This is a genomic window from Nocardioides jishulii (genome assembly GCF_006007965.1).
GTDB classification, from domain to species: domain Bacteria; phylum Actinomycetota; class Actinomycetes; order Propionibacteriales; family Nocardioidaceae; genus Nocardioides; species Nocardioides jishulii.
This window is the reverse complement of the sequence record NZ_CP040748.1, coordinates 2,768,693-2,780,894: the sequence shown is the minus strand read 5'-3', so window position 1 is coordinate 2,780,894 and position 12,202 is coordinate 2,768,693. Positions and strand designations below refer to the sequence as shown.

The following is a 12,202-nucleotide window of genomic DNA, read 5'->3' as shown; positions in this document are numbered from 1 at the left end:
AGGTGGCCCAGTGCAACAGGTCAAGGCAGTGGTGGCGATGAGCAAGGACGCCCCGGTCGAGGTGGTCACGATCAACGTCCCCGACCCCGGTCCGGGTGAGGCCGTGGTCAAGGTGCAGGCCTGCGGGGTCTGCCACACCGACCTGCACTACCGCCAGGGTGGGATCAACGACGAGTTCCCGTTCCTGCTCGGCCACGAGGCGGCCGGCGTCGTCGAAGCGGTCGGCGAGGGCGTCACCCAGGTCGCGCCGGGCGACTTCGTGGTGCTCAACTGGCGTGCGGTCTGCGGCGAGTGCCGGGCGTGCGAGCGGGGGGAGCCGCAGTACTGCTTCGCCACCCACAACGCCACCCAGAAGATGACCCTTGCCGAGGGCGAGCACGCGGGCACGGAGCTCACGCCCGCCCTGGGCATCGGTGCCTTCGCGGAGAAGACCCTGGTCGCGGCAGGTCAGTGCACCAAGGTCGACCCCGCGGCCCGTCCGGCAGCCGTCGGTCTGCTCGGGTGCGGCGTGATGGCCGGACTGGGCGCCGCCATCAACACCGGCAACGTGACCCGCGGCAGGACCGTCGCCGTCATCGGCTGTGGTGGTGTCGGCATGGCGGCCATCGCCGGCTCGGCCCTGGCGGGCGCGTCCAAGGTCGTCGCGGTCGACATCGACCCCCGCAAGCTCGAGCAGGCGCTCGCGATGGGTGCCACGCACACCGTCAACTCCGCCGAGGTCGACGCGGTCGAGGGCATCAAGGCGATCTGCTCCGACCACGGGGCCGAGGGTGCTGACGTCGTGATCGAGGCGGTGGGGCGGCCCGAGACCTGGAAGCAGGCCTTCTACGCCCGCGACCTGGCCGGCACGGTCGTCCTCGTCGGCGTCCCGACGCCGGACATGAAGGTCCCCGACCTGCCGCTGATCGACGTCTTCGGACGCGGTGGGTCGCTGAAGTCGTCCTGGTACGGCGACTGCCTGCCCAGCCGGGACTTCCCGATGCTGACCGACCTCTACCTGCAGGGTCGACTCGACCTCGACGCGTTCGTCAGTGAGGAGATCGGGATCGACGACGTCGAGGCCGCCTTCGACAAGATGCACCACGGTGACGTCCTGCGCTCCGTCGTCGTGCTGGAAGGATGAGCGCCATGAGCGCACGCATCGACCACGCCGTCGTCTCCGGGACCTTCTCGCTCGACGGCGAGACCTTCGAGGTCGACAACAACATCTGGGTGGTCGGCGACGACACCGAGGTCATCGTCATCGATGCCCCCCACTCCGTGGACGCCATCATGGAGGTGGTGGGGGACCGCACCGTCCGGGCCATCGTCTGCACCCACGCCCACGACGACCACGTGCGGGTGGCGCCGGCGCTGCGCGAGCGTACGGTCGCCCCGATCCTGCTGCACCCCGACGACAAGCCGCTGTGGGAGCTCGTCCACCCCGACCACCTGTGGGACGTCGACCTCCGCGACGGCCAGGAGATCGCGGTCGCCGGAGTGACGGTACGGGTGCTGCACACGCCGGGGCACGCCCCCGGCGCGGTCTGCCTGTACGTCCCCGAGCTCGGCGTCGTCTTCACCGGCGACACGTTGTTCCACGGTGGTCCGGGGGCCACTGGCCGTTCCTACAGCGACGCCGACGTCATCGTCGACTCGATCAGGCGGGTGCTCTTCGCCCTGCCCGACGAGACGGTGGTGCACACCGGCCACGGCCAGGACACGACCCTGGGCGCCGAGAAGGCGCAGCTCGGCGCCTGAGGTTCATCGACGGCCCCACGGTGTCTCGCAGTCCGGGTCCAGCGCAGGCACCGGGGGCGCGTCGACGCGTCGCCACACGGTCATGCCGCAGTAGGTCCCCACGACGGCGTACCTCTGGTTGATCGTCTCGCGCAGGTGGCGGGCTCCCAGCCCGCCCCACGCATCCAGGCTGACGGCGGCCACCAGCCAGGTCGGGGCGTCGGGGCCGGCGAGCAGTGCGTCCAGCTCGGAGAGGTCGGGGTCGAGGGTGCGCATGGGCAACGACCACAGGTGCTCGTAGGGCGAGCCCAGGCCGCTCGCCCACTGGATGTCGGCCCGCCCTCCGTAGACGACGAGGGTGTCGTCCGGCCCCGACACCCGTCCGATCTCCTTGCCGAGGATGTACTGGCGCGGGGGCTCCCCCCTCGCCCAGGCGGCCCAGGCCCCGGCCAGGGAGAACAGGGTGCTCGCCACGCAGAACGCGACCACGAGCGCCCCGAGGCGTGGCCGCCACCGCTGGGTGGGCGTGGTGTCGCGCGCCGTCGCCGTCGGGCTCGCCACCGTCAGCTGCGTGCAGGCCCAGGCCATCACCAGGGAGGGCGCCAGGGCGAAGAGGTAGGGCTTCCAGAAGCTCCCGCTGACGCCGATGGCGACGAGGTCGGCGGCCAGGGTGGCGAGCGAGGCAGCGACGGGTGCCGGCAGGCGCCGCAGCGACACCCGCGCCCTGGCCAGGCACCAGAGCACCACCAGTGCCATGCCGGACGTGGCGAAGATGATCGTCAGCTCCACCATCCGGTGCCGCGACGACGACGTCGGCTCGTCGAGGAGCACCCGAGCTGCGTCGTTGCGGAAGCCCAGCACGGCGTACTCGAGGCTCGCGAGGTCGGCACCGACAGCCAGCGTCCCCGCCACGGTGGCCAGGACAGGGACGGCCGCTCCGGCGGTCGCGGCTGCGCCCAGCACCACGCCCGCGCGGACGTCGACGCGCCGGGTCGCGACGGCCGCGAGCAGGAGCACGGCACCGAAGACGAGTCCGCCCAGCAGGCTCTGCTTGAGCCCGACCGCCGACATCGCCACCAGTCCTGCGCAGCCCGCCAGCCACGTCGAGCGGGTCCGCAGGGCCCTGAGCGCCAGCACGGCGCTGCCGAGCACCAACGGCACCCCGAGAAGCTCGCCCTTCGCGCCGACCGGGTCGATCTGCCCGGTGAGGAGCAGGGCGGCCGTCAGCACGGCCGCCCCGGCGACAGCCCTGCCGAGCTCGGTCGGTGGGCACGGTCGGGGGAGGCTGCGCGCCGCCTCCCGGGTGAACGCGGCGGCGAGCAGGACGGCGAGCCCGCATCCCAGTGCCGCGACGAAGCGCAGGAAGTACGGCCCGCCGATCGCGTCGGTGGCCTTGATGAGCAGCAGGAGCGACGGTGGCCGGTCGACGAAGTAGGGGTGGAAGAGGGAGTCGGGGAGGGGGGACCAGGCGCGTGCCGCCAGCAGGTAGCCGGCCTCGTCCGGGCGCAGCGGCCACAGGAACCCGCCCGCCCGACCCGCCACGGCCACGACGGCTGCCGCCCCCACGACCACCGAGGTCCTCCTGCTCGTGACGTCCACGCTGGCCCCTTTACCCAGCGAGGCCCGATCGCACCCGGGGGCGAGCGGTCCGCGTTCTCGTTCCCGCCGTGGGGCGGGCTAGAATCTGCGGGGTGGAGACCCCGGAGAAGTTCGCAACCCTCGGCCTGACCTACGACGACGTCCTGCTGCTCCCCGGTGAGTCGGACCTCGCCCCGGACGAGATCGACACCACCACGCGGCTGACCCGTGAGATCTCGATCCGGGTCCCGCTGCTGAGCGCGGCGATGGACACCGTCACCGAGTCCCGGATGGCGATCGCGATGGCGCGCCAGGGCGGCATCGGCGTGCTCCACCGCAACCTCTCCATCGACGACCAGGCCTACCAGGTCGACCTCGTCAAGCGGACCCAGACCGGCGTCATCTCGAACCCCGTGACCATCGGCCCCGAGGCGACACTCGAGGACCTCGACCGCATCTGCGGGGAGTACCGGGTCTCCGGCCTGCCGGTCGTCGACGGCGCCAACAAGCTCATCGGCATCATCACCAACCGCGACCTGCGCTTCACGCCCGTCGCGGAGTGGGCGACCACCAAGGTCGACGAGGTGATGACCCCGATGCCCCTGGTCACCGGACCCACCGGCATCGACCGCGACGAGGCCACGGCCCTGCTGCGTGCCCACAAGCGTGAGCGCCTTCCCCTCATCGACCCCGACGGCACCCTCACCGGCCTCATCACCGTCAAGGACTTCGTCAAGGGCGAGCAGTTCCCCAACGCGTCGTACGACGCCGACGGACGCCTGCTCGTCGGGGCGGCCATCGGCTACTTCGGCGACGCCTGGGAGCGTGCGACCCGCCTGATCGAGGCCGGGGTCGACGTCCTGGTCGCCGACACCGCCCACGGCCACGTGCACCTGCTGCTCGACATGGTCAAGCGCCTCAAGTCCGACCCGGCCACCAAGCACGTCCAGGTCATCGGCGGCAACGTGGCCACCAAGGCCGGTGCGCAGGCGTTCGTCGACGCCGGGGCCGACGCGATCAAGGTCGGCGTCGGACCGGGCTCCATCTGCACGACCCGCGTCGTCACCGGCGTGGGCGTCCCGCAGGTCACCGCGGTCTACGAGGCCTCGCTCGCCGCCAAGGCTGCCGGCGTCCCGGTGATCGCCGACGGCGGCATGAAGCACTCCGGTGAGATCGCCAAGGCGCTCGTCGCCGGCGCCGACTCGGTGATGCTCGGCTCGCTCCTGGCTGGCTGCGAGGAGTCGCCCGGCGAGCTGGTCTTCGTCAACGGCAAGCAGTTCAAGTCCTACCGGGGCATGGGCTCGCTGGCTGCGATGTCGAGCCGCGGCAAGAAGTCCTACTCCAAGGACCGCTACTTCCAGGCCGAGGTCGCCAGCGACGACCAGATCGTGCCCGAGGGCATCGAGGGCCAGGTCGCCTACCGTGGCCCGCTCTCCGCGGTGGCCCACCAGCTCATCGGCGGGCTCAACCAGTCGATGTTCTACGTCGGTGCCCGCACGGTGCCCGAGCTCCAGGAGAAGGGCCGCTTCGTGCGTATCACCTCGGCCTCGCTGAAGGAGAGCCACCCGCACGGCGTGCAGATGACCGTCGAGGCGCCCAACTACTCGGGCATCTGACGTGCCGGGCGTCCAGCGCACCCGGGACTCCGGGCGTCTGGACGACAGATCCACACCTCCCGCTCGACGCAGCGGGAAGCCTTCATCTGGAGCGGGATCGCTCCGGGGCAGACGTTCTGGGAGAGTGACCACGTGACCGAGATCGAGATCGGCAAGAACAAGCGGGCCCGCCGGGCCTACGCCTTCGACGACGTGGCCATCGTGCCGTCACGTCGTACGCGTGACCCCGAGGAGGTCAGCGTCGCGTGGCAGATCGATGCCTACCGCTTCGACCTCCCCGTGCTGGCCGCCCCGATGGACTCGGTGATGTCCCCGGCCACGGCGATCGAGTTCGGTCGCCTCGGCGGCCTGGGCGTCCTCAACCTCGAGGGGCTCTGGACCCGGTACGCCGACCCCATGCCCCTGCTGGAGGAGGTCGCTGCCCTCCGCGGCGTCGACGCGACGCGTCGGCTGCAGGAGATCTACACCGAGCCGATCAAGGCCGAGCTGATCACCGAGCGCCTCAAGCAGATGCGTGAGGCGGGCGTGACCGTGGCCGGTTCGTTGTCGCCCCAGCACACCAAGGAGTTCGCGAAGACGGTCGTCGACGCCGGCGTCGACATGTTCGTCATCCGCGGCACCACCGTCTCCGCCGAGCACGTCTCCAGCCAGGCCGAGCCGCTGAACCTCAAGGAGTTCATCTACGAGCTCGACGTGCCGGTCATCGTCGGTGGCTGCGCGACCTACCAGGCTGCGCTGCACCTGATGCGCACCGGTGCCGCCGGCGTCCTCGTCGGCTTCGGTGGCGGTGCCGCGCACACCACCCGCTCGGTGCTGGGCATTGCCGTCCCGATGGCCTCGGCCGTCTCCGACGTCGCCGCGGCCCGCCGCGACTACCTCGACGAGTCGGGTGGCCGCTACGTCCACGTCATCGCCGACGGCTCGATCGGCCGGTCGGGTGACATCCCCAAGGCGATCGCCTGCGGCGCCGACGCCGTGATGGTCGGCTCCCCGCTGGCGCGTGCCACGAACGCACCGGGCCACGGGTTCCACTGGGGCTCGGAGGCCACCCACGGTGCGCTGCCGCGTGGCCAGCGCGTCGAGTTCGAGCCGGTCGGCACGCTCGAGGAGATCCTCTTCGGTCCCTCCCGCGTCGCTGACGGCACCATGAACCTGATCGGCGCCCTGAAGCGCTCGATGGCCACCACCGGCTACACCGAGCTCAAGGAGTTCCAGCGCGTCGAGGTCGTCGTCGGCTGACGCTCCGGCAGGCTGGGCGCATGAGGACGCTACGGGTCGCTGCTGGGCAGGCGCCCGCAGCGTGCCTCTCTGCGGAGGCCAACGTCTCGGCGGCGGTCGACCTGACCCGTGAAGCCGCGGCACAGGACGTACGCCTGTTGGTGCTGCCGGAGACGTTCCTGACCAACTACTGCTCAGCGGCCTTCTCGCGCCCACCCTCGGTCGAGGGGCTGCCCGAGCTCCTCGCACCTCTGCGGGAGACGACCCGGAGCTCCGGGGTGACGGTGGTGCTCTCAGCGCCCCTGGACCGTGGCGGGGCGAAGACGCTCTCGAGCATCGTGGTGAAGCCTGACGGCTCGGTCACCGCCCCCTACGACAAGCAGCACCTCTCCGACGACCTGGACCAGAGCCAGTTCGTGGCCGGTCAGCACGGCACGTCGATCGAGGTCGACGGGTGGGAGGTGGCACTCTCCGTCTGCTACGACGGTTCCTTCCCCGAGCATGCCTGCGCGGCCGCTGTCGACGGTGCCCGCCTCTACGTCAACAGTGGCGCCTTCTTCGTCGGGGGTGAGCACCGCCGCGACCTCTACTACCCGGCGCGTGCCCTCGACAACGGGATCTTCTCCCTCTTCTCCGGGCTGACGGGGGAGTGCAGCCACGACGGGACGGTCTTCGCGGGCGGTTCCGCGGTCTACGACCCTGAAGGACGTCCGCTCGCCCGGCTCGGTCGCGAGGCCGGTCTGGCCGTCGCAGACCTCGACCCCGCCCTGATGGCCGCCACCCGCGCCGCGCACCCGATGCACGCGGAGCGGCGTACGTCGTTGGGGTCCCGGGTCCGCTCCTGAGAGCAGGACACCGCCCGCGGCCCGGCCAGCAGACTCGTCGTTCCAGATCGTGGACCGCAAGGTAAAGAGCAGCTCGTTCGCCAGCGGACCGGGAGTCGTTCGACCTAGCCTCTGAGCGTCTGTCGAGGTCCGGGTCCTCGTCCAACTTGTCTTGGGTGGAGTGTCTGGATCTATGGTTCCTTCGCGTCGTGCCGTCCTCGGGACTGCTGTGTGGTCAGTTCCTGCCGTCACGGTGGCCTCGGCCACGCCGGCATTCGCGGCCTCCTTGGCCAGGCCTCAGCTCGTGTTCGAGAAGGGCGACTCCGGCTTCGCCCGAGCGAACCCGAGTGACGGGTTCTTCCGCCTCGACCTGAAGAACGCCTACGTCACGTCGGAGCGTGGCAACGTCGAGGCTGCCGAGCTCACCATGCGCGTCACGATGCCCGGCCCCACGGCGGACCAGGAGATGGTCTTCGAGCCCGGGGCACCCGTGGGCTGGTTGCGGGGCGTGCAGGTCACGTCCGACTTCCAGGGGACGTACACCTTCCGCACGCCGTTCTCCCCGGAGGACCAGGCGCGGCTCGACGGCTACCTCGTTCGCAGCGCCCATGAGCCCCACCAGGGCTACCCGCTGAAGCTGGAGTTCATGGCGGACGGCTTCACGTCGGTCACGGAGCTCTTCGTGGTCCCGGTCGTCTCCACGGCCTCCTTCGCCCACACGGACAGGTTCGAGGTGGTGGACGACGGTGGCACCCTCTACCTCGTCGGCAACGGCACCGATGTCTCCCTCAGGGGAAACGTGGACTGGGCCACCCAGTACCGACTGCGTGCGCGCGTCGAGTTCGTGCCGACCACCCCCGGCGCTCCGGCGCCGACAGAAGTCCAGGAGTTCGAGTCCTGGCAGTGGCTCGGCGGGGTGATGCCCGGTGACACCGTCACGGGCCCGGTGGTGCTGGAGTGCCTCCTTCCGCTCAACGACGGACTGCACATCACGATGGGCGACGCGCTGCTCGCGACTCTCGCCGACACGCCGGAGGGCGCCTTCATGGTCACCCTCATGCTCGTGGACATCCTCGCGGACCACGTGGTGCAGTCGGTGGACATCGGCCCGCTCGGCCGGCCCGAATGACGGCCGGGTCGTCCCGGTCGCGCTGAACCGCCCCCCGGGCTGCCTCACGACGTGGGGCGTCCGTGCGCGCTCGGCGCCAGGCCGTCAGTAGGGTCGCGGCATGCCCGGACGCCCTGACGACCGCCTCGCGGTCCTGATCGATGCCGACAACGCCCAGCCCGCGCTCTGCGACGCCCTGATGGCCGAGATCGCCACCTTCGGCGTGGCGACGGTCAAGCGGGTCTACGGCGACTGGACCACGCCTCAGCTGACGGGTTGGAAGAACGCCTCCAACCGGCACGCCATCCAGCCGATCCAGCAGTTCGCCTACACGACCGGCAAGAACGCGACCGACAGCGCACTGATCATCGACGCGATGGACCTGCTCTACGGCGACCGCCTGGACGGGTTCGTGCTGGTGTCCTCCGACTCCGACTTCACCCGGTTGGCCGCCCGGCTGCGCGAGTCCGGCAAGACCGTCTACGGCATCGGTGAGCGTAAGACCCCGGAGGCCTTCCGCGCTGCGTGCGACCGGTTCATCTACGCCGACGTGCTCGGGGTGGAGGACGAGGTGGACGAGTCCGACGACGACCGGGAGTCCACCGAGGACCCGGGCCCGGCAGCCTCGGTGCAGGCGGCTGCCAACCGGGTGCCCACGAAGCGGCTCAGGGGTGACGCCCACCTGATGCAGCTGCTCCGCAATGCGGTGTCGGCCTGCTCCGACGACGACGGGTGGGCCAACCTGGGCAACGTCGGGTCGACGATCGCCAAGCGGGCGCCGGAGTTCGACGCGCGCAACTGGGGCTACGCCAAGCTGATCGGTCTGGTCAAGGCGACCGAGGACTTCGACGTCGAGCGCGGCGACAACGGCCGCGGACAGGGTGGGGCCGTGCGGATCCGGCGCCGCCGGCGGTGAGCTGATCGATCCGAGGGCTGGGCGGTGAATGGACGTCACGTGGTGTTCACCCGGCCCGTTCACTGTTCTCCGTCGAGTCGCGTCCGTGTCGCCGGACGGCCCCGACGGGTTCACGCGGCCGGGGTGTGGTGGGGGCTCAACCAGACGAACCAGACTCCCGAGGAGCCTCATGTCACCCCACTCGACGACCACAGGTCGCCGCCGCGCCACGGCCGGCCTGGCTGCTGCCGCCCTGTTCGCCGGTCTGACCACCACCCTGGTCGGTCCGGCCGCCGCTTCCCCCCAGACTCTGCCCCAGGTCGTCTCCGCGGCTTCCGTCGCGTCGACGCCGGTGGTCAGCAAGAACGCCACCTGGCGTTACCTCGAGAACGACACGTTCCCCTCCGAGGGCCACACCGACCCCCTGTCATGGACCAAGGACGGCTTTGACGACGCCACCTGGAAGACCGGTGCCGGCACCTTCGGCGGCAAGATCTCCAGCGGCACCCAGAGCCCTGCCTACAGCAGCACCCACACCGCCTCGGTGCAGCTGGAGATGAACGGCGCCACGGGTGAGCGGGTGCGTACCTACTTCTTCCGCACCGCCTTCGACCTGACCGTGGAGCAGCTCAAGGACCTCGGCGCCCTGCGCGGCACCGTCAACCTCGACGACGGCGCGATCGTCTACCTCAACGGCAAGGAGGTGGCCCGCCAGGACGTCGACCCCGGCATGGAGGGCCTCAGCTACGCCAACGTGGGTGGCACCGGCTTCGAGTCGCTGCCCGTCACGCTGCTCAAGGACGACCTGAAGGTCGGACGCAACGTGGTCGCGGTCGAGGTGCACAACGACCGCGCGTCCTCGTCCGACATCTGGTTCGCGATGACTGACCTGCTCCCGCTCACCGCCGAGGAGCTGCGGCCCAAGCCGACCCGGGTCATCCTCACCCCCACGGACGACCCCTGCACCAGCCAGAACGTCACCTTCCAGGGCGCCGTCAAGACCCACACCACCGGCCGGGTGGAGATCCGCCCCAGTGCCGGTGGAGACCTCAAGTCGGTCCGGGCGCTGCTCCAGCCGATGTCGGTCAGCAACGACTTCGGACACTTCTCCGCCACGATCACCGGGCTGAAGCCGGCCACGAAGTACACCTACCGCGTCTCGTCGAACAACGTCTGGAGCGGCTGGCACGAGTTCGAGACCGCCGATCGTGACGAGAAGGAGTTCTCCTACCTCTACTACGGTGACGCGCAGGTCGGGCTGGACTCGACCTGGCCCTCCGTCGTCGCGCAGGCCGAGGCGCGTGTCCCCGACTCGATCGGCTCGGTGCACGCGGGTGACCTCATCGACACCTCGTCGAACGACACCCAGTGGAGCAACTGGTTCAGCGGCATGAAGGACTCCGCCGCCTCCACGAACGTGATGGCTGCGCCGGGCAACCACGAGTACTCCGGCGACAAGCTCATGACGGCGTGGAAGGCGCACTTCGAATACCCGCTGAACAACCCGAACGACTCGACCATCGGTGAGCTCGCCCGGCTGGCCGAGGGTGACTCGGACGCCGCGAAGCACCACCGCGCCTACTTCGACCACTGGTCCGACTTCGCCCAGGAGACGGTGTACTACGCCGACTACCAGGGCGTGCGGTTCATCACCGTCAACGCCACCCGCGACAGCACGTTCCTGCGTCCCGACGTGATCCCGTCCTGCTCGGGCGCGGACTGCGTGGGCGACGTCGCCGACCTGTGGACCCGCTACCAGGCCGCGTGGCTCGACCACGTGCTGGCCACCTCCGAGTCCAAGTGGAAGGTCGTGACCTTCCACCAGCCGGTCTACTCGACGTCGTCGGGCCGCAACGAGCCCGTCCTGCGCGAGCACTGGGTGCCGGTCTTCCAGAAGCACGACATCGACCTGGTGCAGATGGGCCACGACCACACGTACGCGCGTGGTTTCAACAACGACGACGTCACCGCGACCCCCGGCCTGACCGACGGCCCGGTCTACATGGTGTCGAACTCCGGTGCCAAGCACTACAACCTCGAGACCGACGCCAAGAACGTCTGGACGCTCAACGGCGCCACCCAGGTGCAGAAGGCCCAGGGCATCTCGACCTACCAGGTCGTCGACGTCGACGAGGACACCCTCACGGTGAAGTCCTACATCGCCGAGATCAACGACTCCTACCTGAAGCTCTTCCGCGACGGCGTGAAGCTGGACAAGTCGCAGTTCAAGGTCGGCGACCTGTGGGACGAGTTCACCGTCCACAAGACCGACGACGGCCGCAAGGCGGTCGTCGAGGCCGGGATGGACGCTCCCGCGTTCGAGGACCTCACCCCCGCCCCGGTGGTGCGCAGCGACCTGGCCGCAGAGACCCCGGTCCTCCCGGGTGAGCGCGTCGTGCTGAGCGTCGAGGTCGAGGGTGCCGAGCGCCTCCAGTGGCAGGTCAAGCCGGTCGACGGCGAGTGGACCGACGTGGAGGGCGCGACCTCCACGACGCTGAAGCTGGGCCGTGTGGCCTCCGACGACCTGGGCACCGCCTACCGTGTCGTCGCCACCACCCGGACCAGGGCCGTCACCTCGACCGAGACCGTCCTGGCCGACGGTTCCGCCGCTCCGGTGCTCGTCTCCGACCTGACCGAGCAGGTGAAGGTCACCTCCGGAAGCGACGTCACCCTCCAGGTGGAGCTGGACGCCGCGACGCCGGCGCGACTGCAGTGGCAGCGCCGTGTCAACGGCGAGTGGCTCGACCTGCGCGGTCGTACGGGCGAGACCCTCGTCCTGGAGTCGGTGCGGACCAACGCGGACTACCGCGTGGTCGCGAGCGCCGGTGTGCACACCACGACCTCGGCGACCAGCTCGGTCGTCGTGACCAAGCGGGCGGCGACGGTCGCGATCACCAAGGTGAGAGCCCGACAGGGCAAGAAGGCCGTCGTGACGCTGCGTAGCTCCGTCGACGGCGTGGCCGAGGTGAATGTCAAGCGCGGCGCCAAGACCCTGACCAAGATGGTGAAGGTCAAGGCCGGCAAGACGGTCGTCGTCCGACTGGGCACGCTGCCCAGGAAGGGCAAGGGCAAGGCCGCCGTCACCGTCGCGGTGACCCCTGCTGGCGTCGACCACTCCGCGGCGCGAGCCACTAAGAAGGTCTCCGTCCGGAAGTGATTCTGCATGCCGCCCCGTCACGCCCGTTGCTCGGCGCGGCGGGGCGGTGCTCTCCCGGTGGACGGCGGACGTGTGGAGCACCGCAGA

Annotated in this window: 9 protein-coding genes; 8 read left to right on the top strand and 1 reads right to left on the bottom strand. The window is 70.2% G+C overall.

From position 1 onward, the window contains the following. Positions 1 to 10: 10 nt before the first annotated feature. Together FCL41_RS13125 and FCL41_RS13120 are read left to right on the top strand one after the other, a co-directional pair. On the top strand, positions 11 to 1,123 hold the full coding sequence (locus FCL41_RS13125) for an S-(hydroxymethyl)mycothiol dehydrogenase (RefSeq protein WP_137065204.1): 1,113 nt from the start codon (positions 11 to 13) through the stop codon (positions 1,121 to 1,123). 5 nt (positions 1,124 to 1,128) lie between these two features. Beyond that, positions 1,129 to 1,740 carry an MBL fold metallo-hydrolase gene (locus tag FCL41_RS13120; protein WP_137065205.1) on the top strand — a complete coding sequence of 204 codons (612 nt, stop codon included), beginning with the start codon at positions 1,129 to 1,131 and terminating at the stop codon, positions 1,738 to 1,740. A gap of 3 nt (positions 1,741 to 1,743) precedes the next feature. On the opposite strand, the gene FCL41_RS13115 is transcribed toward FCL41_RS13120, so the two are convergent. Beyond that, a complete protein-coding gene (locus FCL41_RS13115) occupies positions 1,744 to 3,318 on the bottom strand; it encodes a hypothetical protein (RefSeq protein ID WP_137065206.1) in 1,575 nt (524 codons plus the stop codon). A 92-nt stretch (positions 3,319 to 3,410) separates the two neighbouring features. On the opposite strand from FCL41_RS13115, the gene guaB reads away from it, so the two are divergent. The 6 genes from guaB to FCL41_RS13085 all read left to right on the top strand — a co-directional run bounded on the left by guaB (position 3,411) and on the right by FCL41_RS13085 (position 12,115). Next, positions 3,411 to 4,913: an IMP dehydrogenase gene (gene guaB / locus FCL41_RS13110; protein WP_137065207.1), complete on the top strand. Its 1,503-nt coding sequence runs from the start codon at positions 3,411 to 3,413 to the stop codon at positions 4,911 to 4,913. A 132-nt stretch (positions 4,914 to 5,045) separates the two neighbouring features. Then, positions 5,046 to 6,152, top strand: a complete 1,107-nt coding sequence (locus FCL41_RS13105; protein WP_137065208.1) for a GuaB3 family IMP dehydrogenase-related protein — start codon at positions 5,046 to 5,048, stop codon at positions 6,150 to 6,152. Between the two features lie 20 nt (positions 6,153 to 6,172). After that, positions 6,173 to 6,976 carry a carbon-nitrogen hydrolase family protein gene (locus FCL41_RS13100; protein ID WP_137065209.1) on the top strand — a complete coding sequence of 268 codons (804 nt, stop codon included), beginning with the start codon at positions 6,173 to 6,175 and terminating at the stop codon, positions 6,974 to 6,976. A 283-nt stretch (positions 6,977 to 7,259) separates the two neighbouring features. Further along, the gene (locus FCL41_RS13095; RefSeq protein ID WP_137065210.1) at positions 7,260 to 8,084 is read left to right on the top strand and encodes a hypothetical protein; all 825 of its coding nucleotides are present in this window, start codon (positions 7,260 to 7,262) and stop codon (positions 8,082 to 8,084) included. Positions 8,085 to 8,184: 100 nt separating this feature from the next. Then, positions 8,185 to 8,979, top strand: coding sequence for an NYN domain-containing protein (locus FCL41_RS13090; protein ID WP_137065211.1), 795 nt, complete (start codon positions 8,185 to 8,187; stop codon positions 8,977 to 8,979). Positions 8,980 to 9,148: 169 nt separating this feature from the next. Further along, positions 9,149 to 12,115: a purple acid phosphatase family protein gene (locus FCL41_RS13085; protein WP_137065212.1), complete on the top strand. Its 2,967-nt coding sequence runs from the start codon at positions 9,149 to 9,151 to the stop codon at positions 12,113 to 12,115. Positions 12,116 to 12,202: the final 87 nt, after the last annotated feature.

Coding starts and splice junctions, on each gene's coding strand:
- FCL41_RS13090 (WP_137065211.1), top strand. CDS start 8,185: ATGCCCGGACGCCCTGACGACCGCCTCGCGGTCCTGATCGATGCCGAC.
- FCL41_RS13120 (WP_137065205.1), top strand. CDS start 1,129: ATGAGCGCACGCATCGACCACGCCGTCGTCTCCGGGACCTTCTCGCTC.
- FCL41_RS13100 (WP_137065209.1), top strand. CDS start 6,173: ATGAGGACGCTACGGGTCGCTGCTGGGCAGGCGCCCGCAGCGTGCCTC.
- FCL41_RS13085 (WP_137065212.1), top strand. CDS start 9,149: ATGTCACCCCACTCGACGACCACAGGTCGCCGCCGCGCCACGGCCGGC.